This window comes from Rhodococcus sp. P4_E4 (genome assembly GCF_056401575.1).
The window spans coordinates 57,465-80,827 of record NZ_JBFUJB010000032.1 but is presented as its reverse complement, the minus strand read 5'-3'; the positions used below and the strand labels follow the sequence as shown (position 1 = coordinate 80,827).

The window sequence follows — 23,363 nt, the reverse complement described above, 5'->3', positions numbered from 1 at the left end:
GCAATGGGAGACTCTGACGACGAGTAGAGCCGCTTGCCGAAGCCGACCCCAGGGTGTCGCTCGGCGGGCCGACCACGATCCACCCGCGATACGGAGGACTACAGCAGTGCCGAGTAACGAGCAACGCCGCGAGGCGGCGAAACGCAAGCTCGAGCGTCAGCTCGAACGTCGCGCAGAACGTGCCCGCAAGCGCAAGCAGATGACGATAGCCGGAACTGCGCTCGGCGTGGTCGTCGTAGTCGGTGTCGTCGGTGGACTCATCTGGTTCAGCAATCGCAGTGACGACGACGCGAACACCACCAACACTGCTGCCGACGATTCGAGCCTCACGCCGCAGACCGCGGGTGCAATGCCGGCCGGTCTGTCGACGCCGCTGGCCGACACGGTTTCCTGCTCGTACCCGGCTGACGGCGCTACCGCGTCCAAGGCCAACAACCCTCCTCGTACCGACGGGATTCCCACCACCGCGCCGGACGCGACGCCGAGCATCAGCGTCGAGACCTCGCAGGGAAACATCGGGCTCACGCTCGACGGAACGAAGTCTCCGTGCACGGTCAACAGCTTCGTGAGCTTGGCGCAGCAGGATTACTTCAACGACACCACCTGCCACCGCATGACGACGAGCCCCTCGCTCCAGGTTCTGCAGTGCGGTGACCCGTCGGGCACCGGCTCCGGCGGACCGGGCTACGGATTCGACAACGAGTTCCCCACCACGGCGTACGCCACCACCGACCCGGCAGCGCAAGAGCCAGTCACCTACGCGCGCGGCACGGTTGCGATGGCCAACACCGGGACACCCGGTAGCAACGGCAGCCAGTTCTTCCTCGTCTACGGCGACTCACAACTCCCGCCGCAGTACACGGTTTTCGGCACGATCGACGAGACCGGTCTCGCCACTTTGGACAAGGTCGCGGCCGGCGGATCGACACCAGAGGGTGACGGCAAGCCGAATCTGACCACCGACATCAAGACAGTAAGGCTCGACTGATGCGACGTAATCCTGTGATGCGCTTTCCTGTAGTTATTGCCGCTGCAAGCGCCGCAGCGCTGCTTCTGGCTGGTTGTTCCAGTGATTCCGGTAGCTCGGACTCGCCGTCCAGCACCTCCAAGGCGAAGACGACAACGGCTGCCATGCCGCCGCTCGACATGTCACAGTTCGACGCACTCCCGCCTGTCCCGACTCCGGCGTCGGCGACTGTCGACTGCTCGTACCCGAGCGCGGCGGGCGCTGCAAAGACCGTCAATCCGCCGAACTCCACGGGCGTGTCCACCGAGGGAACCGTCAACGTCGCGCTCACGACTACGGCCGGCCCGATCGGGATGGAACTGAACCGGGCAGAAGCCCCATGCACGGTCAACAGCATCGTGAGCTTGACCGAGCAGAAGTATTTCGACGACACCCCGTGCCATCGACTGGTCACCACACCCGGTCTTCAGATCCTGCAGTGCGGCGATCCCTCGGGCAAGGGCACGGGCGGACCGGGCTACGGATTCGACAACGAGTACCCGACCACTGCGTACTCCGCTAACGACCTTTATTAACCGCCCGCGGTTAATAAAGGCGCACAGCAGTTTACGAAGCAGAGGTCACGCGGTAGACGTCGTAGACGCCTTCCACATTGCGAACCACGTTGAGCACATGACCCAGATGCTTTGGGTCACCCATCTCGAAGGTGAACTTGCTGATCGCCACTCGGTCACCTGAGGTGGTGACCGAGGCCGACAGGATGTTCACCTTCTCGTCGGCCAACGCCTTGGTGACGTCGGAAAGCAACCGATGACGGTCGAGCGCCTCGATCTGGATCGCGACCAGGAACACCGAGGTCGCTGACGGTGCCCATTCGACGTCGATGATTCGCTCCGACTGATCGTGGAGCGAGTTGGCGTTGGTGCAGTCGGTACGGTGCACGCTGACCGCCCCACCGCGCGTGACGAAGCCCAGAATCGAATCGCCCGGAACCGGCGTGCAACACTTTGCGAGTTTTGCCACCGTACCGGGTGCTCCGGGAACCAGAATTCCGGAGTCACCCGTACTGCGGGTGCGCACCGGCATGGTCGACGGCGTCGAACGCTCGGCCAGTTCCTCCTCGACGGCGCCGACGCCGCCCAGATGAGCAACCAGTCGCTGCACGACGTGGTGCGCCGACACCTGGCTCTCGCCTACCGCCGTGTACAACGCCGAGACGTCGGGATAGCGAAGTTCGTGCGCGATCGTGCTCATCGATTCGGCGTTCATCAACCGCTGCAACGGAAGTCCCACACGGCGGACTTCCTTCGCGATCTGATCCTTGCCGGACTCGAGCGCCTCCTCGCGGCGTTCCTTCGCGAACCACTGACGGATCTTCGCCTTGGCACGCGGCGAGACGACAAACGTCTGCCAATCTCGACTCGGCCCGGCGGTTGCGGCCTTCGACGTGAAGACCTCCACCACTTCGCCGTTTTCGAGAGTTCGTTCCAGCGCGACCAGTCGGCCGTTGACCCTGGCACCGATGCATCGGTGCCCGACCTCGGTGTGCACCGCATACGCGAAATCGACGGGGGTCGATCCGGCAGGCAACGTGATCACGTCACCCTTCGGTGTGAAGACGAAGATCTCCTTGACCGCGAGGTCGTAACGCAACGATTCGAGGAACTCCCCCGGATCGGCCGCTTCTCGTTGCCAGTCGAGTAGCTGACGCATCCACGCCATGTCGTCGACCTCGGCGATGTCGCCCGCGTGCTTGCCCTTGGTCTCCTTGTACCGCCAGTGCGCGGCGATACCGAACTCGGCGGTCCGGTGCATGTCCTGGGTCCGGATCTGGACCTCCAGGGGCTTGCCTTCCGGTCCCACGACGGTGGTGTGCAGCGACTGGTAGACGCCGTAGCGCGGTTGTGCGATGTAGTCCTTGAAGCGTCCGGCCATCGGCTGCCACAGCGAGTGGACAACACCGACCGCGGCGTAACAGTCACGCACTTCTTCGCACAGAATGCGCACGCCGACCAGATCGTGGATGTCGTCGAAATCGCGGCCCTTGACGATCATCTTCTGGTAGATCGACCAGTAGTGCTTGGGCCGGCCCTCGACGATGGCGTTGATCCGCGAGGCGGACAGAGTCGAGTTGATCTCGGCGCGAACCTTGGCCAGATAGGTGTCACGAGAAGGCGCGCGATCGGCGACCAGTCGAACGATCTCGTCATACTTTTTCGGGTGCAGGATAGCGAACGAGAGATCCTCGAGTTCCCACTTGACGGTCGCCATTCCAAGTCGATGTGCAAGTGGCGCAATGACTTCGAGAGTCTCTCGCGCCTTACGTGCCTGCTTCTCGGGCGGCAGGAATCGCATCGTGCGCATGTTGTGCAGACGATCCGCGACCTTGATCACGAGCACGCGCGGGTCCCGCGCCATCGCGATGATCATCTTGCGGATGGTTTCGCCCTCGGCGGCGGTACCCAGAACGACCTTGTCGAGTTTGGTGACTCCGTCGACGAGGTGAGCGACCTCGTCACCGAAGTCCTTGGTCAACTCGTCGAGTGAGTACCCGGTGTCCTCGACGGTGTCGTGCAGCAGGGCTGCGACGAGGGTGGTGGTGTCCATACCCAACTCGGCCAGAATGCTTGCGACGGCCAACGGATGCGTGATGTACGGATCGCCGGACTTGCGACGCTGGCTCGAATGTCTGTCCTCGGCGACGTCGTACGCACGCTGGAGCAGCGCGAGGTCGGCCTTCGGATACAGCTCACGGTGGAGGCTGACCAACGGCTCGAGCACCGGGCGGATGGTGGCGTTGCGCTGACCGGTGATGCGCCGAGCAAGCCGAGCGCGCACCCTACGGGAGGCGGAAGCGGGCACGGCCAGGTTCTGCCCACCCCGATTGCCGGCAGTTTGCGCAGATCCCGAATCGTCGGGCACCGCGGACTTCGATGGTGTCGTCTCCGGAGCCGGATCTGCACCCGTCCCCTGCGACACTGCACCCGAGTTCTGTGATCGATCAAGATTCGACGTCATGTCGCCACCTCCTACCACCGAGTTGGTTGAGGCAACCGCCCTGCATCGGGTAATTGCCCTGGAGGTCTAACTCGACCCCCAGGAGACAACTTTAATACTCAGACCTTCACCAGGGATGTCAGTGGGTACTTCAAGAAGCGATCTCGACCGCGCAGTTCCTCGATCTCGAGCACCACTGCGACGCCGACGACGTTCGCTCCACCCAACTCAACCAACTGTACAGCCGCCTCGAGTGTCCCTCCGGTAGCCAGAACGTCGTCGATCACCAGAACATTCCGCCCGGTGAGATCGAAGCCGTTTGCGGGGATCTCGAGAGTCGAGGATCCGTACTCGAGGCTGTACGAACGAGAGAGTACCGGCGGCGGCAATTTGCCGACCTTCCGCACGGCCACCACCCCAGCACCCATCTTCGCAGCCGCGCCGGCACCGAGCAGGAACCCGCGAGCATCGACGGCGGCAATCGTGTCGGCGTCCGGAGCACAGGCGACAAGGGCGTCGAGCACGGCCCCGAACCCCTCGGCGTCGGCGAACACCGGAGTCAGATCGGCGAACCGAACCCCGGGCCCGGGAAAGTTGTCTGCCCAGCGAGTCAGCCGAACAACGGCGTCTCCGGCAGCCCGGTGGATTGCGATCAATTCTTCAGGCGTGTGCAAGGCAACACCATTCGAGACGCTCATCTGCGTAATACCCATCTGTCCATGTTCCAGCCGGTAGCGGCCCGAGTCGGATTGACCAACACTGCCGACATGCCTGGAGCTACAGCGACAGTTCGTAGTTGATTGAACAGTGGAATCGTAGGCACCTGGGTCCACAGGATGTTCTCCGCCTCCACCGAGAGTCCCAATTGCGCACTGGTGCTCGCATCCACGTTCAACTGATCGATGATCTGATCGATCCGTGCATTTCCGTACGTACCGAGGTTTGCGCCGTTGCCCGATCGCAACGCTCCGCGCGCGTCGATCATGCTCGCTGTTCCGCCTGCCCCGACTTTGCCTGCCATGCCGGAAAGCACAGCGTCGACTCCCCCGGACTGCAGACTCGCAGGATCGAAGCTGTCGGTACTCGCGTCCTCGATCGTAATTCCCGCCGGAGCACACGCGGCTTTCGCTTCAGAGACGATCTGCGCCCGCACCGGGTCAGGTGCGAGGTACCCGACCCGGACGGTCAACTGGTCGAGATCGGCTTCCGACAACGACGTCTTCGCGGCATCGACGTCGGCATTGGCGTACCGGTCACCGTCGACCGCAGCGGCGTCGCTGTACACGAGTGAATCCGGCGCCATCAGTCGCGAATCGACCACGCCGGAACCCAGACCAGCCTGCGGCGCGTTATCCGTCTGCCCGAACTTCTCGAACAGAGTTGTCCGCGGAACACAGTGCGCGAACGCTCGACGGGCGGCTTCGTCGCCCAGCGAACCAGACGTCGCGAGAACGAACTGCTCGATCGACCGCGACGGAATCTGTTGGACGTCGAACCCGGACGGAGTACCGAGCTCGCCGGCCGACCCGGAAGCGACGTCGACGACCTCGATCGAGTTCTTGTCGAGATCCTCGGTCAGATTCACACCACGTGGCCAGACGACGATGCGATCGGTCGCGGGCTTGTTGCCCCACCACCGCTCGTTCGCGACCAGCACCAGGCCGTCGTCGGCGCTGTACGAGTCGATTCGATACGGACCAGCGGAAGGCAGTACGGAGGTGTCCACCTGACCTGGAGTCAGGTTCCACCCGGTGTTCCAGAAGTCGGCGATCTTCGACAACGCTTCGGTGTCACCGGCATTCACCGCGCTCACCACGTCGCCGACTCCGGCGCGCTGCGTCACGATGTGTGAAGGCATCAATGCAGTCGCACCGAACAACGACCGCCAATCGGTGAACGATCGCCCGGGCTTGAAGAAGACAGTCGCGTCCTTCGACCCGCTCTGGCAGTCGATCCGGTCGATGTCCGCGTAACCGAGATTGTTCGCCGTGTCGAACATGGGCTTCACCGCACCATCGACGTCTTTGGTGAACTTGCCACTCGACGCCGCCCAGGTGAGGACCAGATCGTCACAGGACATCGGAATCCCGTCGGAGTACACCGACGCCGGATTGAGCTTGTACGAGACCGTGAGCACGTCACCGGGCAACTCCGACGCCGTGCCGATGTCGGTGTCCGACACAGGAGCACCGGCCGGACCGGTGAACGTGAAGCCGGGAAGCACCCGGCCGAACGCGGCCATCGCCCCGGACACCGATCCAGCTGTCGTGTTGGCGTTGTACGTGGAGATGGAGTTGTCGATGGCATATCCGATGGACGGAACCTGCTCGGCGCTTTCCGAGCAGGCCGCCAGCGAACCGGCAGCCACAGCAGTGGCCGCAACGAACGTCATCGATCGAACCAGTGTGCGTGTTCTTGGGAGCATGTTCAATGCCCCTTCTTGTTTCGCTTTCCGGTCGGCCGCACACCCGGCTGCGGAGCAACCGGCGCACGGCGTGCAACTGGTGCGCCGACGGCAACCGTCTGCGTACCCTTCTCGGCCAGCGTAGCCCGGCGCGAGAGCACCTTACGAGTGTGCGCGGCAACGGGTCCCCAGCGTTCCTTCATCGACACCAGGAGCGGCGTCGCGAAGAAGATCGAGGAGTACGCACCCACGATGATGCCGACGAGCTGAACCAGCGCAAGGTCCTTGAGCGTGCCGACGCCGAGCATCCAAACCGCGACAACCATCAGAGCGATCACCGGGAGCACACTGATGACGGTCGTGTTGATCGATCGCATCAAAGTCTGATTCACCGCGAGGTTGGCCTGCTCGCCGTACGTCCGTCGCGTCAGATGCAGAACACCGCGGGTGTTCTCTTCGACCTTGTCGAACACCACCACTGTGTCGTACAGCGAGAAGCCGAGAATGGTGAGCAAACCGATCACCGTCGCGGGCGTCACCTCGAAACCGACGAGCGAGTAGACGCCGGCAGTGACGATGATGTCGAAGAACAACGCAACGATCGCGGCTACGGCCATGTCCCGCTCGAAGCGGATGGCGATGTAGATACTCACGATCACCAGGAACACAATCAGCGCGATCAGCGCCTTCTTGGTGATCTGACCGCCCCAGGTTTCACTCACGTCCGCAAAACTGATGGCCTGCGCCGACGGGTTCCCGTTCTTGTCCTTGGGCTGGAACTCGTCGAAGAGCGCCGACTGCAGATCGTTGATCTGCGTCGCGTTCAACGTCTCCGACCGAATCTGTACGGTGGCGCTGGCACCCGAGCCGACCGTCTGCACGCTGACCGGCTCGAACCCGAGTGTGTCGGAGTAGACGGTTTCCACCTCCGACGTCTCGACTCCACCCTCGGCCGGGAACTGAATGCGCGATCCGCCCTCGAAATCGATACCGAAGGTGAAGCCGCGCAGGATGATGCTGAGCAGCGCAATGGCGACCAGAGCGCCGGTCAGTCCGTAGTAGAAGCGACGCCTGCCGACGACCTCGAACGCACCCGTTCCCGTGTACAGCCGCGAGAGCCAACTGTGCTTGGGCATCGCGCCCTGATCGACGCCGGAGTCGGTGATCTCCGACCGGGCTGCGGCATCGGCGGACTCGGCCGAGGAACTGTTGTTGGGCCCCACCGGGGAGTTGTTGGACTCGCTCATGCTCGTGTCTCCTTAGCCGACGCAGCGGCGGCAACCTTACGTTCGCGGGCAACCTCTTGCACTGCGCCGAGACCGTTGACGCTGGGCTTGGACCAGAACGCCGAACGGGACGCCATACTGACCAGTGGCCACGTCACGAGGAACACGACAATCACGTCGAGGATGGTGGTCAGACCCAAGGTGAAGGCGAAGCCTCGCACCTGTCCGACCGCCAGCACGTACAGAACTGCAGCGGCGATGAAGCTCACCGCGTTGCCGGAAAGAATTGTTCGGCGCGCTCGCGCCCAACCGCGTGGCACCGCGGAGCGGAAGCTACGGCCCTCACGCATTTCGTCCTTGATGCGTTCGAAGAACACGACGAACGAGTCGGCGGTCATACCGATACCGATGATCAGACCAGCCATGCCGGCCAAGTCGAGTGTGAAGCCGATGTATCTGCCGAGCAGAACCATGATCGCGTAGACCATGACTCCGGAGAGGATCAGCGACAACGCCGTCAGGACGCCGAGCATCCGGTAGTAGACGAGGCAGTACAGCAGAACGAGAACGAGACCGACCGCGCCGGCAATCAATGCCGCCTGCAGTGAGGCCAGGCCGAGCGTTGCCGAGACCGTCTCGGCCTCGGAAGCTGCGAACGACAGCGGAAGCGAACCGTACTTCAGAGTGTTGGCAAGTTCTTTGGCGCTCTCCGCAGTGAAACTGCCCGTGATCGAGGTCGCGCTACCCGCAGGCGTTGCACCTTGAATCGTGGGGGCGCTGACGACCTTCGAGTCGAGCGTGAACGCTGCCTGCTTGCCGATGTTGGCTGAGGTGAACTCGGCCCAGGTGTTGCTGCCGGTCGTCTTGAACGAGAGGCTGATCTCGTGGCGCGACTGCTGCGAGTTGAAGACCGAAGACGCGTCGGCAATCTCCTGGCCGTCGATGATCGAAGGACCGAGAAGATAGATGTTCAGTCCGTCTTGCGAGCACGCAACCAGCGGAAGAGTCGGGTCGTCGTTTCCACGGAGCGGATCCGCGACGGAGCAGTCGAGGTTCGCCACTGCTTGCTGCTGCACCGTCGGATCGCTGCTCTGTCGGAGGGCGCGCGCTGCGGCGATTTCCGCTGCTGCTGCGTCGCCTTCGTCGGTGCCGTCACTCGATGCGTCCACGGGGGGAGCCGGTGTTGTCGTCTCCGGCGCAGGGGTTGCCTCCGGAGTGGTCGGGTCCTGAGCCAGGAACGGGCGGTTCTGCGGCGTCTGGGTCCCGTCGGCCGGCGCCTCGGGAGCCGGAGCATCAGTGGCCGGAGTTTCAGCCGCTGGCACCTCTTGGGTAGCTGTCCGGTTCGCGTCACGGGTGGCGACGTCGATCGAACCCGTCACCGGGCGGATGTACAGACGGGCGGTCTGGCCGAGCGAGCGAGCCTGCGCACTGTCGTCGCCGGGAACGGTGATGACGAGGTTGTCACCGTCGACGACGACCTCGGAGCCGGAAACGCCGAGACCGTTGACGCGGGTCTCGATGATTTCCTGAGCCTGCTTGAGACTGTCCTGACTGGGAGCGCTGCCGTCCGGGGTACGAGCGGTCAACGTGACGCGCGTTCCACCCTGCAGGTCGATGCCGAGTTTCGGCGTGGCCGACTTGTCTCCAGTGAAGAACACCAGGGCATACAGTGCCACCACCAGGACCCCGAAAAGGGCCAGGTAGCGGACCGGATGCACCGTTCCGGTGGAAGGTGCCACGATCTTTAAGTCTCCTCAGTAGGTGCAGAGCTTCAGTAAATGCAGGGCTCGGGCGGTCGACGACCACCCGAGCTGCGGCGTTCGAACTGCAACGATTGATCAACGGGATGAACTGAGCTGCTGGTGAAAGAACTACTCCGATGAAAGAACTACTACAGACCAACCGATCTGGACGTGTGTCCGAGTTCACAACTCTAGAACACGTGCCAGGTCGACGAAGTCAGGACTCCTTGGTGAGCCGGATTTCGGTGTCAGCAGCTGATTCTTCGATCTCGGAAACCGAGTCGTCGTCGTACTCGTCGGTTTCGGTCGTCTCGACAACGCGCTCACGGATGACCAGACGCGACCAGGTGGTGATGACACCGTCGGCGATCTCGAGGTCCACGGTGTCGTCGTCCAGAGAAGCAATCGTGGCATAGAGCCCGGCCGTGGTCTGCACTCGATCGCCGACCTGCAGCGAGTCCTGCATCTCGGAAGTGGCAGCCAAAGCCTTCTTCTGCTTGCGCATGCCCAGGAACATGGGCACCAGCAATGCGAGGATCAAGAGTGGGAAAAGCAAACTCGACATGTGTTGATCAACCTCGGTTGTGTTGCACGTTTTACGCCGCGATGGTCCCGGATGGACCTACGCAATACACCAGTGTGCCATTAGTTGCTGAGGATTCCTGACAGATCGGCCGTTCAAGTAGGCCTTTCCAGTCGAAATTCACTCTCCGTTCGGATCGAACAACGTGGCCTGCGGTTCGTTGACACGAACCTCGATACCGCCCGCTGCGGCATCCGGCGGCGGTGTCATTCCGAGTTGAGTCCAGGCAGCGGCGGTAGCCACGCGTCCTCGCGGCGTCCGGGCGATCATCCCGGCCCGAACCAGGAACGGCTCGCACACTTCTTCCACCGTCGACGGTTCCTCGCCGACGGCCACCGCAAGCGTCGACACGCCGACTGGCCCGCCGCCGAACGACCGCACCAACGCACTCAGTACGGATCGGTCGAGACGGTCCAAGCCCAACTGGTCCACGTCGTAAACAGCCAAGGCCGCCTGAGCGACGTCCATCGTGACGATTCCGTCGGCGCGAACCTCGGCGAAGTCACGAACCCGGCGCAGCAATCGGTTCGCGATACGCGGCGTCCCTCGCGAGCGTCGTGCGATTTCGGCGCCGGCGTCAACTTCGAGATTGACACCCAGAATTCCGGCCGAACGCATCAGAATCTGTTGCAGCTCTTCGGGTTCGTAGAAATCCATGTGAGCGGTGAACCCGAAGCGGTCGCGCAACGGACCGGTCAACGCACCTGACCGTGTAGTCGCACCGACCAGCGTGAACGGTGCAACCTCCAGAGGAATCGACGTGGCACCCGGCCCCTTACCGACGACGACGTCGACACGGAAGTCTTCCATCGCCAGGTACAACATCTCCTCGGCCGGACGAGCGATTCGGTGAATCTCGTCGATGAACAGCACGTCACCTTCGACGAGGTTGCTCAGCATCGCGGCCAGGTCTCCGGCGCGTTCGAGCGCCGGTCCGGACGTCAACCGCAGAGAAGAGCCCAACTCCCCCGCGATGATCATCGCCATCGACGTCTTGCCGAGTCCGGGGGGACCGGACATCAGGATGTGATCAGGTGTGCTGCCGCGAAGTTTTGCTCCGGTGAGCACGAGCTGCAGTTGTTCGCGAACACGGGGTTGCCCGATGAAGTCGTCGAGACTCTTGGGACGCAAACTCGCTTCGACATCACCGTCTCCCGCCACCAATTCGGCAGAGACCTGCGACTCGTCGTCGAAATCGTCGATCGGGTCGAAGTTCATCGAGTCTTACCGAGCAGCGACAGAGCAGAACGCAGTGCTACCGACGTTGTGGCCTCGGGCGATTCCGCCAGGACCGAATCCGTGGCTTGCTCGGCCTGCTTGATCGGGAAGCCCAGACCTTCGAGAGCCTCGACGATCTGATCACGGATCGAACTGCCGACGACGACACCGGAAGCCGCGCCGGCCGTCGTCGCGACGGCGTCGACCTTGTCGCGCAGTTCGACGACCATGCGCTCGGCGCCGCGTTTCCCGATACCGGGGACCCTCGTCAACGCCGTCAGGTTGCCTTCCGAGAGTGCCCGCCGCAATGCGTCCGGTTCGAGCACTGCAAGAGTTGCCATCGCCAGGCGCGGTCCGACTCCGGAAACCGTCTGCAAGAGGCTGAACAGGTCCTTCGACTCGGTATCGGAAAAACCGTAGAGCGTCATCGAGTCTTCGCGAACGATCATCGTCGTGAACAGTCGCGCTTCGCTTCCCCGATGCAGTGCACCGAGAGTCACCGGGGTGGCATTGACCCGATAGCCGACACCTGACGCTTCGATGACCGCGTGGTCGAGCGCAATATCGAGTACCTCGCCGCGTACCGACGCGATCATCGTGAACCTGCCTTCTTCATCTCGGCCAATTTTGCCTGATACTTACGCATTTGTTCAGCGGCCATCGCCTCGGCGCGGGCCATTCGCTCGATCATCGGTGCTCGCCAGCAGTGACAGATCGCGAGCGCCAGAGCGTCAGCGGCGTCAGCCGGTTTCGGCGCCGTCTTCAAGTTCAGGATTCGCGTCACCATCGCGGTGACCTGCGCCTTGTCGGCGTTACCGCTGCCGGTAACGGCGGCCTTCACCTCGCTGGGCGTGTGGAAACACACCGGGATGCCGCGTCTGGCGGCAGCGAGCGCGACAACTCCGCCTGCTTGTGCCGTCCCCATCGCCGTACTGACGTTGTGCTGCGCGAATACACGCTCGATCGCGACGACCTCCGGCTTGTACTGCTCGATCCACAGCTCCGCCGCATCGGAGATTCGCAGTAGCCGAGACCCGAGGTCCATCTCGGGCGGGGTCCGCACCACGTCGACAGCAATGGGGCGCACTTTCCTGCCGTTGCTCCCGTCGACCACACCCAACCCGCAGCGAGTCAAGCCTGGGTCCACTCCGAGCACGCGCACTTTGTCACACCTCTCCATACCGAACAGCTGTTCGATAGCTTAGCGGTGCGCGGGCCTACTACCCCGCATCAACACGCAACCCGGCCGAGACGCGGACGTCAGGGCCGGGTTGAGTTGAAAAGCAATCAGTCTTCGAGAGCCGCGAGAACCTCGTCGGACAGATCGATGTTGGTGTAGACGTTCTGCACGTCGTCAGAGTCTTCGAGCGCGTCGACGAGCTTGAAGATCTTGCGTGCGCCGTCGACATCCAAGGGAACCTCGACGGAAGCGCGGAAATCGGCTTCAGCGGAGTCGTAGTCGATGCCGGCTTCCTGAAGTGCCGAACGGACGGCAACCAGATCCTGTGGCTCACTGACGATTTCGAAGGTTTCACCGAGATCGGTCACTTCCTCGGCACCGGCGTCGAGCACAGCCATCAGGACGTCGTCCTCCGACTGGCCGTTCTTCTCGAGCGTGACGACACCCTTGCGAGCAAACAGGTAGGAGACAGAACCCGGGTCAGCGAGGTTGCCACCGTTACGGGTCATCGCGGTGCGAACTTCACCGGCTGCGCGGTTGCGGTTGTCGGTGAGGCACTCGATCAGAACGGCGACGCCGTTGGGTCCGTAGCCCTCGTACATGATGGTCTGCCAGTCTGCGCCGCCCGCTTCTTCACCGGCGCCGCGCTTGCGCGCACGCTCGATGTTGTCATTGGGAACAGACGTCTTCTTCGCCTTCTGGATGGCGTCGTACAAGGTGGGGTTGCCCGTGGGATCGCCACCGCCGGTTCGTGCCGCCACCTCGATGTTCTTGATCAGCTTCGCGAAGGATTTGCCACGACGTGCGTCGATCACAGCCTTCTTGTGCTTGGTGGTGGCCCATTTTGAGTGGCCGCTCATGCGATTCAAGCCCCTTTCCTGCTGCGTTGCGCACGCCGAATGCGCGTCTTTCAGCTCTGCCGATGTTACCCGTCCCACGTCACAACGCGCTGCATCCCCCGACACGAATTAGTCAAACCGCGCATTGTTTGCATAGAATGCAAACATGTTGGTCCGAATAGATCACGCCTCCACAACTCCACTAGCGGAGCAGATTGCAGCCGGGGTTCGTGGCTCGGTCATCCGCGGTGAGATCGGACCAGGTGACCGCCTGCCGTCCGCTCGCGCTCTCGCCGAGTCGATCGACGTCAATCTCCACACGGTTCTTCGTGCGTACGCAACACTCCGCGACGAAGGCCTGATCGACCTCCGACGCGGACGTGGCGCCGTCATTCGCGCCGAATTCGACTCGGGAAGAACAGCTCTCAACGAATCTGCGCGCGAGTTCGTACGGCAGGCCCGCAATCTCGGACTCGACACTGCGCACATGCTCGACCTCATCAAGGAGACCAGCACACAATGACGACCAGCAAGATCCGACTCTGGACAGCAGCTTCGCTGACTCTGATCCCGACCCTGATTCTGGTTCTCGCACGCTTCGCGTGGGGTGACCGCATACCCGAGACCGTCGCGAGCCATTGGTCCGGATCGACCCCGGACGGGTTCAGCACCACGACGACGTTTTTCGCCATCGCACTGGTGATTTCACTGGCGGCTGTCGTTTGCGCCTGTGTCGTCGCGGCCCGTTCGAGCGACAACGCGCCCTTGTTTCTCGCCGTAACCTCGATCTCGAGTGCGACACTGGCGACGATCTGGATTCTGAGCGTCGCCTTGACGATCGACGCCGGGTCGCCGGAAGACGCGCGTATCGGCTGGTGGATTCTTGCGCCGATCGCGGCGGTACTCGTAGGAGTTCTGGCATACGCGCTGCCTGACCAGCAACGAAGCCGCCGGGAGTCGCCACTGCCAACCCCGACGCTCGATACTCCGCTGACGGCCTCCGAACGTGCAGTGTGGGTCGGGCAGGTCCGCAGCGTCTGGCCGTGGATCGTTACCGCCGGCCTCGTAGTTCTCGTGATCGCGACTGCCGCGTACTCGGATTGGTGGGTTGCCGTGATCCTGGGTGTGTCCACCCTCGCCGTCACAGCATTCGCGTCGGTCACCGTGCGCGTCGACCGTCATGGTGTCGGCATCAGTTCCTGGGGCGTTCGATGGAAGAAGATCCCCATCTCGAAGGTGAAGTCCGCATCAGTCGACGCGATACGTCCGGCCGAATGGGGTGGATGGGGTTACCGAATGACACCGCGCGGAACAGCCGTCACTCTCCGCTCGGGTGAGGCCATCGTGGTCACTCTCGCGAACGGACGACTGTTCGCCGTAACCGTCGATCACCCGGAAGACGGTGTGAAGCTGATCAATTCGTTGGTTCAGGCTGGTTGATTCACGAACAACGTCAATTCACGAACAACACGGCAGCGGCATTGCCGGCGAGGTAGAAGCCGGCAATGCCGAACACCCAACCCATCGCGCTGTCGCCGTGGCGTGAGATGAACGAGTCCACCCCGCTCAGCGGCTTGTCCAGTCGGTCGCCGGCCACGATCCGCCCGCACAACAGAAGCACTGCCGGAGTGGCCATGATCAGGCAGTATCCGGCAAGTATCGACGCAGACGTGACTGCGGACAGCCCAGCAGCGGTGATCATCGCGATCGCCGCCAAGTAGGGCAGCATCGTCACCAATTCGGCGGTCCCGGCAGCAATTGCCAGAAGTACAACACTTCTCGCGGAACTGGCCGAGCCGAGCACCCGCTCTCGCCAAACATGGGTTCGATCGGCTTGACCGGATGTGCGCCTCTTCTCGGAATCGAATCGAAAGCTCCACGCGAACAACGCGATACCGAGTATCAACTGCGCACCGCGGGCGGCGGGGGTTTCGAGCAGCGGGGCGACGACAGGCATACCTGCCCGTGCCGTCGTCCAGACTGCCACCCCGACGACAAAATAGAACGTCGTGATGACCACCAGATACGTCAGCAGCCTGCGAACCTGCGGTCGTCCCGGCATCAACAACATCCAGACCGGGACGACCAAAGTTCCGATGCTCGTACTGTCCAGCAGGGCGAGCCCGCCCAGCGTGGTGAGCAGGACGAGTTCCACGTCAGTCGTTTCGGCGCTCGGGTATCGCTGTCTCCCTCGTTCGGACTGCATTCACGATGTCGAAGGCACCGATGATCGCGAGGATCACGCCGAGTGGTCCGCCGCGAAACCAGAAGAACTCGGCGTCACGCGCGAACAGCCACAGACAGCCGCCACCGACGACCAAGAGAATGCCGATCATCAACTCGAAGCGAATTTTCATACGTCGAGCCTGTCTTCTCTATCGAATCCGCACATCAGCCATCGGAACAACGCCGACCTCATCATTTGGTATGACAAGTCAGGCGCCCCGATGTGCTCTGATAAGTCTGTGGTGACCAGAAGTCGGAGTGTCGGCAAGTGGAACGATCCGCTCATCGCCTTCGGCCTGTTCGCGATCGGGGTACTCCTCTACCTGGTCGGCCTGTACCAAATGTGGACCGATGTCGGAGGTGTCGCCGAGGTTCCCGCCGGGGTTCGGATCGGGATGCTGGCTCTGCTGTGTGCGATCGACTCGTTCCGGCGGGTGCGTCCGGCAACAGCTTTGGCGGCGGGGGCCGTCATCGTCGCGGTCGACGCTGCCCTGGGACCCACTCTGCCGATGTGGCTGGTCCTCTCGGATCTCACCTACGCCGCAGTTCTGTACGGGACGGCGCGGCTGGGCCGAGTGGTGTGTTCTCTGACCGCGGTGACGGTTGCCGCGCTCACCGCACTCGTCTACCTGTCCACCCAGGACGTCCGCGCTGCGGCTGGGGCAGGCGTGGTGACGGCACTGTTCTTCGGTACGCCGGTGTGGTGGGCACTGGTCATCCGTCGACAAGTCGAACTGACCGAGGCCGAACGCGAGCGTTCCAGAGTCCACGAAGCACTCGCCACTCTGGACCGCGAGGCCGCAGTCGCTCACGAACGAGCAACCATGGCGCGCGATCTGCACGACGTCATCGCAAGCCACCTCTCCGCCATCGCAATCCATTCGGAGGCGGCACTGTCCACCACAGCTCTCTCCGGTGAACGGGGCGAACCAGACGACGGCTTGAGGGAGATGATCGGAGCGATCAGATCGAGCAGTCTCGCGGGCCTTTCCGAGATGCGGTCGATGATCGAACTGCTCCACGCCGGGGACGACGAGACCCCGGACCCGCGTTCCTCTCCCCCGCGGCTGACCGAGTTGCCCGTCGTCCTGGACGCAGTTCGGGCAGCCGGCGGCACTGTGCACGTTGCGATCGACATCGATGCTGCCGACCTGCCGAGCGTGGTCGATCACACGGCGTATCGGATCACCCAGGAAGCGTTGACCAATGCGCTCAAGCATGCACCTGGTGCGCCGATCTCGATGTCGATCTCTCTCCAGCACAATGCATTACAGATCGAGATCCGAAACCCGGTCGGTCGCGACACATCCCATCCGCGGGCTGGAACGCGTGGACTTGCAAACATGCGTCACCGCGCCGAGCTGCTGGGCGGTTCACTCGACGCACTTCCGGTCGACGGAGAATGGACGGTATGCGCGCAGCTACCGGTCCCCGCACCGAACGGAACGGATCGGTGATCACCGTCGCCCTGGTCGACGACCACGCCGCAATCCGCTCCGGCCTGGCGATGATCCTGCGGCAGCACGACGACATCGATGTCGTTGCAGAAGCCGGTGACGGAGCGTCGGCGATCACCGTCACCCGCACGCATCAACCCGACGTCGTACTCATGGACGTCCGGATGCCAGGCACCGACGGCATCGAGGCGACGCGTCAGATCATCGGGACGACCCGCAGCCGGGTTCTGGTGTTGACCACCTTCGACCTCGACGAATACGTCTTCGCGGCCCTGCGCGCCGGCGCGTCGGGATTCCTGCTCAAGACTGCGACCGCGGACGAACTGACCAACGCTATCCGCAACGTCGCGGCCGGAGATGCAGTGCTCGCTCCTCGCGCGGCGCGTGCACTGATCGGCGAGTTCGTGCAGCGTGCACCCAAACCCACCGAACCGCTGGGATTGAGCGAGCTCACCGACCGTGAACGTGAGGTGCTCGCGCTGCTGGGGACGGGTATGTCCAATGCCGAACTGTCGCGTGAACTCGGTGTCGGTGCTCCGACGGTGAAGTCGCATGTGTCGCGAGTTCTGTCGAAGTTGCACCTCACCTCACGCGTCCAGGCAGCGATCCTTGCCCGCGAACTGGAGCTGTAGGTTCGGCCGAGGCTGGCTACTCGAGTTATCCGCGAACCAGATCGACGAACATCTCGTGTACTCGACGGTCACCGGTTACCTCGGGATGGAAAGAAGTGGCGATCACCGAGCCCTGCCGAACCGCGACGATCCGGCCCGCGGCCTCCCCCGCGGCGGCGGGAACCTGCGCAAGGACCTCAACGCCCGGTCCAACTCGCTCCACCCACGGCGCGCGGATGAAGACGGCGCGGATGGGATCTCCGATGATGCCCTCGAACTCCAGGTCGGACTCGAAAGAATCGACCTGTCTGCCGAAAGCGTTGCGGCGCACCGTCATGTCGATGGCGCCGAGATGCTCGGCGTCCGGCCGGGTGTCGAGTACCTCGCTCGCCAGCAGAATCATGCCGGCACACGAACCGTAGGCCGGCAGACCGCCGCGAAGACGCTCACGCAGCGGATCCAACAGTTCGAACACCTGCAGAAGCCGGCTCATGGTGGTGGATTCGCCACCCGGAATCACGATTCCGTCTACCTTGTCCAGCTCCTCCGGCCGACGGACACCCACGGCATCCGCACCCGAATCATCAAGTGCAGCAAGGTGTTCGCGAACATCACCCTGGAGGGCGAGTACACCGATCAACGGACGCGTCATCACACAGTTCCTGTCTTGTTCTCACGGCTGTCGGGTTCGCGTTCCAGACGCGTCAAACCCTCCTGAACCACCGCTGCCACCATGTTGCCATCGCGATCGTAGATACGCCCCTGAGTGAGCGCGCGACCGAAACCTGCCGACGGCGATGTCTGGTCGTAGAGCAACCACTCGTCGGCCCGGAACGGACGCAGGAACCACATCGCGTGATCGAGCGAAGCAGTCTGCGTCTTCACGCCCCGGTGCGGGACTTTCGAAGTTCCGAGCAGGGTCATGTCACTGAGGTACGCAAGCGTGCAGATGTGCAGCAGCGGACGATCCGGCAGAGGCTCGCGGTAGCGCATCCACACGCGCTGTTGTGCGGCGAGATCCGGCGCTGACGCACTCTGCTCGGCCGGCACAATTCTGATGTCCCAGTTCTTCCATTCTTGGTAGAACTGCGATTCCGCCAACTTGGGAACGGTCTGCGCGTCCTGCAAGTCCTCCGGCGCCGGAACGGAAGGCATCCGATCCTGATGCTCGATACCTTCGTCCTCGACGTGGAACGAGGCCGACATCGTGAAGATCGTCTTGCCGTCCTGGACTGCGTTCACCCGGCGGGTGCAGAACGAGCGCCCGTCGCGGATGCGGTCCACCAGGTAGACCGTCGGAATCTTCGGGTTGCCCGGGCGCAGGAAGTATCCGTGCAACGAGTGCACGTGGTAGCTCTCGTCGACGGTACTCACGGCAGAAACCAACGACTGCCCGGCAACCTGCCCGCCGAACGTCCGCTGAAGTGCGGTGGGATGGACCGCACCACGGAAGATGTCCTTCTCCAGGTGTTCGAGCGCGAGGATCTCCTCGATACCAACCATGAGTCCTCCGGAAATAGACCGCCGCAGTGGGCGCGATGACGGTTCACAATATCGCCTCGGCGAGCGGGCACGGCACCATGGTGGGCGTGAGCACATTCATCCCGTCCACTCCCCTCGCCCTGGCCGAGCAGATCGCAACGCTGACCGGATCATTTCCGTCGGTGGCGGTAGTAGCGATCGACGGACCTGATTGTGCGCAGCCGTCTCGGCTCGCGGAACTGGTCCGGGCCGCCGTCGAGTCGCACAGCAGGCCGAGTGCTGTTGTGTCACTGCACGACTACGTGCGGCCGGCTTCGCTGCGATACGAGTTCGGTCACGAGGATGCGCTGAGTTACCGCACCATCTGGTTCGACTATCCGGCACTCGATCGTGAAGTGATCACCGCTGCCCGCACCAAACGAGCGTTGTTGCCGAAACTCTGGGACGAACCCACCGATCGATCGGCTCGCTCGACCCGCGTCCCCGTCCATGAGCGCGCGGTCATCGTGATCGCCGGTCCGATGTTGCTCGGGCGTGGGCTGGAGTTCGACGTCAGCGTCCGCCTGGACATGAGCGAACCTGCCATGCGGCGGCACACTCCGGAGGCGGATCTGTGGACCGTCGACGCACTCCTCGAACACCGATCAGAGGTGTCCGAGGAGGTCGATTTCGAGGTCAGGTACGACCATCCGGCCCGGCCTGCGGTGCGGTCTCGCCAGTGAAGGTCTCACTGCGATTGATCTCACTGCGGCCGACCTCACTTCGGGCGATACAGCCTGGTCAGGCCTTCCTGAACGACTGCAGCAACCATATTTCCTCGGCTGTCGAAGATTCGTCCCTGCGTCAATGCGCGACCGAAGCCCGCTGACGGCGACGTCTGGTCGTACAACAGCCACTCGTCGGCCCGGAACGGCCGCAGGAACCACATGGCGTGATCGAGCGAGGCGCTTTGCATTGCGACGTCCATGTGAGGGCCTCGGGAAGATCCGAGCAGCGTCATGTCGCTCATGTACGCAAGCGTGCACACGTGAAATACCGGGTCGTCCGGGAGAGCCTCGCGGGAACGGAACCATACTTGCTGCTGTGCGGCAGCGCCTGGACGTTTGTTGATGTCGGCCTTCGGCACCATCCGGAGGTCCCAATCGGCCCACTCGCGAGCCAGCCACGCAGTCTCGGGATCTTCCGAATCCTGGGCGATGGCCAAGGTCTCGGGGTCAGGGACCGGTGGCATCTCGTCCTGGTGCTCGATGCCTTCGTCTTGGACGTGGAAGGACGCCGACATCGTGAAAATGGCTTGCCCGTCTTGAATTCCGGTGACCAAGCGGGTCGCGAACGATCGACCGTCCCGAACACGATCAACCAGAAAAACGGTCGGCTCCATCGGATTGCCCGGACGCAGGAAATATCCGTGCAACGAATGAACTGAATAGGCCGGATCGACCGTGCGTACCGCTGACACCAATGCCTGACCGGCGACCTGGCCGCCGAAAGTGCGGGTCAGGGTGGTCTCCGCGATGATTCCTCGAAAGATGTCACGCTCGAGGCGTTCCAACTCCAGAATTTCTTCGATCCTCGCCATCGATGCTCCACATCTTCCCGTGTACCGACGTCTACCGACCTTCACACAATGCCTGACGCACCCCCGGCCACCAAAGTGGGCATCCGAAAACACTGAGCGACGGGGCGCATCGACTCAGAATGGCGGTGGATCGTCTCCGCCGTCGAAGGTCCTCCTCTGTGCCTTCTTCATCCGCCGGTGCATCCGTATCCGCTGACGCCGGCGTTCACCCCGCACACGAGAGGCCTCGTTCTCCAGACGTGTGCGCCGACGCCGACCACCCTCGGGCAGTACAGGCTCGAGCATTCCCGCCAGCAGACCTGACGGCCTGGTTCGGTAGCAATGTCCGGTCGGCGAAGTCAGCATGACACTCCGGTCCGGGTTCGAGGTGTGCAACCACTGACCGGAATGCTTGAGGCGGTGATGGTTTCGACAATACGCACTCATATTCGACGCCACGGTCTTTCCACCACGAGTGGGATCGCGATGATCAAAGGGCTCCGTGTGATCAAGATCTGAATTCCATGCAGCGACATCGCAGTGCAACCACTGGCAGCTTCCTGCGATCACCCGCACCCAGGTGTCGAGGACAGCGCCTGGGCGGTAGACCGACGCCGAAGGAACAACGGGCGGAGGTACTGGCTCGCCCTCACCGGAAGACTCGAGCGCGGCATCGACTGGTACTTTCACCTTCCGAATCAGCGCACCCGCGGCGATGTCACGCGCATGCTCTGCACTGATCACTCCATAACCGTCAAGGTGAGCGGGTTCGTCTGCACCTGGTGCGTCACCGCCCTGAAGCGTTGATTCCAGCATGACCACGTGAACCAACGGCCGACGCACCACGACAATCCCGCTTCGATCTTGTGGGCAATCGTCCCGGCCGCAATCGCACGGCAGAATCGTCGACCCGGATACCAACGCTCCCAATGCGTCAGCTCGTCGTTGCTCGTACTTACGGGAATCGTGTCGACACACCGACATTGCCAACTCCCGCAACCGACGGTCGAAAGCCCGTGCTTCCTCCGCCGGAATACTCCCCAATATCCGCGCCATTCCGTCCTCGGCAGCGCTCACACCCACGAACCGATCAGCCAGGGCGCGGCGTCGACGTTCGCGCATCCCCTCGGGATCCACCACGGCGACGATCCGGTCGATAGCCGCTGTCAATCGGCGACCGGTCAAGCCAGTACCGCCAGGCATCGGTGGCGCCGAGATCTTTTCGAGGAGTTGCCGTTCCACCTCGTCGATCAAATCGTCGGCGACGTTGGCCGTAGCGGAGTCGATCAATCCGACTCGATATAGATCCAGTTCTCCGCGCGCCATGGCGGCACGCGTGCGATGGAGCCGAGACTTGAGAGAAAAGCCGAGACCGATCAACTTTCCCGCTGAGGCACGGCCCATGGTCAATGCCGCGCCGAGCTCGGCCTCAGCCAGTTCGTGAGCGGTAGACGACCAAGCACCATTATCGGTGTGGTCAGCGCTGCGACGCTCGAAAAACTCGGCAATGGCAGCCAGTTTCCGTTCCACGAGCATCGATTCGCGCGCATGCAGATCGGCGATGAGATCGATGAGGGCGCAGTCGGATTCGGCACCAGGCAGCTGCGCTGCGGTACCCGAACTTCCTACTCCGTCATCGAACATTCCTCAACATTATTCGAATATACGTTCGCTATCCATGATTTCCAGGAATCAGTCCGAACAATCCCGATTGACCGAAAATTGTTGCGGAGCAACCTTTGCGGCCACTCGTGTTCCGGCAACGGATTCCCCTACTGAACCAGGGCGTTGATAATGCGGGCAGCTTCGGCCGGGTAGATAGGGCGGTCGGACCCACCACTCAAAACCCAGTGGACTGGACTACCTTCGTCGAGGACTCGGAGTTGCACGTCGAGCGGAAACGCATCGATGTCAGCTGAGTCGACTGCAAAGACATGGACAATCTCATGCCCAGGTCGCCCCTCGAACTCGAAGATGTTCTCGACGACCTCGAGCAACTCGACGCTTCCCAACCTGACGCCGAGTTCCTCCGCGAACTCGCGTCGCAGCGCTGCCTCGGCCGTCTCACCGAACTCGATACCGCCACCGATCAATCGATGAAAGTTCTCCCCTGTGACAGAGTCCGTGCCGTCGAGCATGAGTACGTGACCGGAACGGACAGGTATCCCCAGTGAGATGTTACGAATTGACGACATACGACACAGTTTAGGTGTCCAACTCGAACATCATTTTGAATCCGACGACGGCGAATATCACCAAAAGTGATGGGGTGGGCGCAAATACGACTTGGACTTGCCGAGACTCCCGATGACAGACTCGAACACCATTCCCGGACAAAAGAACCCATTGAGGAACCGATGAACGACGCAAGTACCTGGACCGCACGACTCGCCGCACTCGACCTGACCCTCCCGCCTGTTGCCACCCCCGCAGGCTCATACCTCCCCGCCGTTCAGACGGGGTCATACGTCTACACGTCGGGGCAATTGCCGCTCGTCGACGGCACTACGACGTGCATCGGCAAGTTGGGCGAGGGCGTCTCCGTCGAAGACGCCGCCCAGGCGGCGCGGTTGTGCACTCTCAACGGACTCGCGGCCGTTGATGCCTTGGTCGGTCTCGACCGCATCGTTCGGGTCGTCAAGGTCGTTGGATTTGTTGCTTCGGGATCCGGATTCTCGCAGCAACCCCAGGTGATCAACGGTGCGTCCGACCTGCTGGCCGAGATCTTCGGTACCGCTGGACAACACGCCCGCTCTGCGATCGGCGTGGCCGAACTCCCCCGAAACAGTGCCGTCGAGGTCGAGTTCGTGTTCGAGGTATCGGACAGCATCTGACGGTCCGCCACACCCCGAAGGGGGGGGGGGGGGGGGGGG

The 23,363-nt window shown here is 62.6% G+C and carries 24 protein-coding genes and 1 pseudogene; 8 read left to right on the top strand and 17 right to left on the bottom strand.

All coding sequences use genetic code 11. The features are described from left to right. The first annotated feature begins 106 nt into the window (after positions 1-106). Positions 107-988: a peptidylprolyl isomerase gene (locus AC1DVN_RS29185; RefSeq protein ID WP_070796917.1), complete on the top strand. Its 882-nt coding sequence runs from the start codon at positions 107-109 to the stop codon at positions 986-988. Between the two features lie 17 nt (positions 989-1,005). Then, positions 1,006-1,533: pseudogene (locus tag AC1DVN_RS29180) on the top strand (peptidylprolyl isomerase); the annotation flags it as partial. Between the two features lie 40 nt (positions 1,534-1,573). Here AC1DVN_RS29180 and AC1DVN_RS29175 read toward each other — a convergent pair. The 10 genes from AC1DVN_RS29175 to AC1DVN_RS29130 form a co-directional block, all read right to left on the bottom strand. Next, positions 1,574-3,985 carry a RelA/SpoT family protein gene (locus AC1DVN_RS29175; protein WP_477917180.1) on the bottom strand — a complete coding sequence of 804 codons (2,412 nt, stop codon included), beginning with the start codon at positions 3,983-3,985 and terminating at the stop codon, positions 1,574-1,576. A gap of 98 nt (positions 3,986-4,083) precedes the next feature. Then, positions 4,084-4,662, bottom strand: a complete 579-nt coding sequence (locus AC1DVN_RS29170; protein WP_019748305.1) for an adenine phosphoribosyltransferase — start codon at positions 4,660-4,662, stop codon at positions 4,084-4,086. Then, the gene (locus AC1DVN_RS29165; protein ID WP_042951810.1) at positions 4,659-6,389 is read right to left on the bottom strand and encodes an ABC transporter substrate-binding protein; all 1,731 of its coding nucleotides are present in this window, start codon (positions 6,387-6,389) and stop codon (positions 4,659-4,661) included. The genes AC1DVN_RS29170 and AC1DVN_RS29165 overlap by 4 nt, the downstream gene beginning before the upstream one ends. A gap of 2 nt (positions 6,390-6,391) precedes the next feature. Continuing rightward, a complete protein-coding gene (secF, locus tag AC1DVN_RS29160) occupies positions 6,392-7,615 on the bottom strand; it encodes a protein translocase subunit SecF (RefSeq protein WP_019748303.1) in 1,224 nt (407 codons plus the stop codon). Next, a complete protein-coding gene (gene secD, locus AC1DVN_RS29155; RefSeq protein WP_477994637.1) occupies positions 7,612-9,333 on the bottom strand; it encodes a protein translocase subunit SecD in 1,722 nt (573 codons plus the stop codon). The genes secF and secD overlap by 4 nt, the downstream gene beginning before the upstream one ends. A 220-nt stretch (positions 9,334-9,553) precedes the next feature. Beyond that, positions 9,554-9,901 carry a preprotein translocase subunit YajC gene (yajC, locus tag AC1DVN_RS29150; protein ID WP_019748301.1) on the bottom strand — a complete coding sequence of 116 codons (348 nt, stop codon included), beginning with the start codon at positions 9,899-9,901 and terminating at the stop codon, positions 9,554-9,556. A gap of 138 nt (positions 9,902-10,039) precedes the next feature. Then, positions 10,040-11,137 (bottom strand): Holliday junction branch migration DNA helicase RuvB, encoded by a 1,098-nt coding sequence (gene ruvB / locus AC1DVN_RS29145; protein ID WP_019748300.1) that lies wholly within the window; start codon positions 11,135-11,137, stop codon positions 10,040-10,042. Beyond that, entirely contained in the window at positions 11,134-11,733 is a 600-nt protein-coding gene (gene ruvA, locus AC1DVN_RS29140) for a Holliday junction branch migration protein RuvA (RefSeq protein WP_007732953.1), read from the bottom strand. Before ruvA ends, ruvB begins: the two co-directional genes overlap by 4 nt. After that, positions 11,730-12,299, bottom strand: coding sequence for a crossover junction endodeoxyribonuclease RuvC (ruvC, locus tag AC1DVN_RS29135; RefSeq protein WP_020907638.1), 570 nt, complete (start codon positions 12,297-12,299; stop codon positions 11,730-11,732). The genes ruvA and ruvC overlap by 4 nt, the downstream gene beginning before the upstream one ends. Positions 12,300-12,424: 125 nt before the next feature. Next, the gene (locus AC1DVN_RS29130; protein WP_007732951.1) at positions 12,425-13,177 is read right to left on the bottom strand and encodes a YebC/PmpR family DNA-binding transcriptional regulator; all 753 of its coding nucleotides are present in this window, start codon (positions 13,175-13,177) and stop codon (positions 12,425-12,427) included. Between the two features lie 145 nt (positions 13,178-13,322). On the opposite strand from AC1DVN_RS29130, the gene AC1DVN_RS29125 reads away from it, so the two are divergent. Together AC1DVN_RS29125 and AC1DVN_RS29120 are read left to right on the top strand one after the other, a co-directional pair. Next, entirely contained in the window at positions 13,323-13,679 is a 357-nt protein-coding gene (locus tag AC1DVN_RS29125) for a GntR family transcriptional regulator (RefSeq protein WP_003943322.1), read from the top strand. Beyond that, positions 13,676-14,596, top strand: a complete 921-nt coding sequence (locus AC1DVN_RS29120) for a hypothetical protein (protein WP_477846761.1) — start codon at positions 13,676-13,678, stop codon at positions 14,594-14,596. Before AC1DVN_RS29125 ends, AC1DVN_RS29120 begins: the two co-directional genes overlap by 4 nt. Positions 14,597-14,609: 13 nt before the next feature. Here AC1DVN_RS29120 and AC1DVN_RS29115 read toward each other — a convergent pair whose 3' ends face one another. Together AC1DVN_RS29115 and AC1DVN_RS29110 are read right to left on the bottom strand one after the other, a co-directional pair. Next, positions 14,610-15,311 carry a GAP family protein gene (locus tag AC1DVN_RS29115; RefSeq protein ID WP_019748297.1) on the bottom strand — a complete coding sequence of 234 codons (702 nt, stop codon included), beginning with the start codon at positions 15,309-15,311 and terminating at the stop codon, positions 14,610-14,612. Position 15,312: 1 nt separating this feature from the next. After that, positions 15,313-15,513, bottom strand: coding sequence for a hypothetical protein (locus AC1DVN_RS29110; protein ID WP_003943331.1), 201 nt, complete (start codon positions 15,511-15,513; stop codon positions 15,313-15,315). 111 nt (positions 15,514-15,624) lie between these two features. Between AC1DVN_RS29110 and AC1DVN_RS29105 the strand changes: the two genes are divergently transcribed. Both AC1DVN_RS29105 and AC1DVN_RS29100 read left to right on the top strand, forming a co-directional pair. Then, positions 15,625-16,839 (top strand): sensor histidine kinase, encoded by a 1,215-nt coding sequence (locus AC1DVN_RS29105; RefSeq protein WP_477994635.1) that lies wholly within the window; start codon positions 15,625-15,627, stop codon positions 16,837-16,839. Beyond that, positions 16,794-17,471, top strand: coding sequence for a response regulator (locus AC1DVN_RS29100; RefSeq protein ID WP_060938512.1), 678 nt, complete (start codon positions 16,794-16,796; stop codon positions 17,469-17,471). The genes AC1DVN_RS29105 and AC1DVN_RS29100 overlap by 46 nt, the downstream gene beginning before the upstream one ends. A gap of 25 nt (positions 17,472-17,496) precedes the next feature. Here AC1DVN_RS29100 and pdxT read toward each other — a convergent pair whose 3' ends face one another. Then, the gene (gene pdxT / locus AC1DVN_RS29095) at positions 17,497-18,102 is read right to left on the bottom strand and encodes a pyridoxal 5'-phosphate synthase glutaminase subunit PdxT (RefSeq protein ID WP_003943308.1); all 606 of its coding nucleotides are present in this window, start codon (positions 18,100-18,102) and stop codon (positions 17,497-17,499) included. After that, a complete protein-coding gene (gene tesB / locus AC1DVN_RS29090; protein WP_019748293.1) occupies positions 18,102-18,953 on the bottom strand; it encodes an acyl-CoA thioesterase II in 852 nt (283 codons plus the stop codon). The genes pdxT and tesB overlap by 1 nt, the downstream gene beginning before the upstream one ends. Positions 18,954-18,988: 35 nt before the next feature. Here tesB and AC1DVN_RS29085 point away from each other — a divergent pair, with 35 nt between their 5' ends. Beyond that, on the top strand, positions 18,989-19,654 hold the full coding sequence (locus AC1DVN_RS29085) for a nucleoside/nucleotide kinase family protein (protein WP_225989351.1): 666 nt from the start codon (positions 18,989-18,991) through the stop codon (positions 19,652-19,654). Positions 19,655-19,689: 35 nt separating this feature from the next. Here the strand turns inward: AC1DVN_RS29085 and AC1DVN_RS29080 are convergent, their stop codons facing one another. The 3 genes from AC1DVN_RS29080 to AC1DVN_RS29070 form a co-directional block, all read right to left on the bottom strand. Next, positions 19,690-20,511, bottom strand: coding sequence for an acyl-CoA thioesterase (locus AC1DVN_RS29080; RefSeq protein WP_092765557.1), 822 nt, complete (start codon positions 20,509-20,511; stop codon positions 19,690-19,692). Between the two features lie 114 nt (positions 20,512-20,625). Further along, on the bottom strand, positions 20,626-22,134 hold the full coding sequence (locus tag AC1DVN_RS29075) for an HNH endonuclease signature motif containing protein (RefSeq protein ID WP_477994633.1): 1,509 nt from the start codon (positions 22,132-22,134) through the stop codon (positions 20,626-20,628). A gap of 128 nt (positions 22,135-22,262) precedes the next feature. Further along, positions 22,263-22,685, bottom strand: coding sequence for an NUDIX domain-containing protein (locus AC1DVN_RS29070; RefSeq protein ID WP_021332940.1), 423 nt, complete (start codon positions 22,683-22,685; stop codon positions 22,263-22,265). A 162-nt stretch (positions 22,686-22,847) separates the two neighbouring features. Between AC1DVN_RS29070 and AC1DVN_RS29065 the strand changes: the two genes are divergently transcribed. Next, positions 22,848-23,324 carry a RidA family protein gene (locus tag AC1DVN_RS29065; RefSeq protein WP_020969521.1) on the top strand — a complete coding sequence of 159 codons (477 nt, stop codon included), beginning with the start codon at positions 22,848-22,850 and terminating at the stop codon, positions 23,322-23,324. The last annotated feature ends 39 nt before the right edge of the window (positions 23,325-23,363 follow it).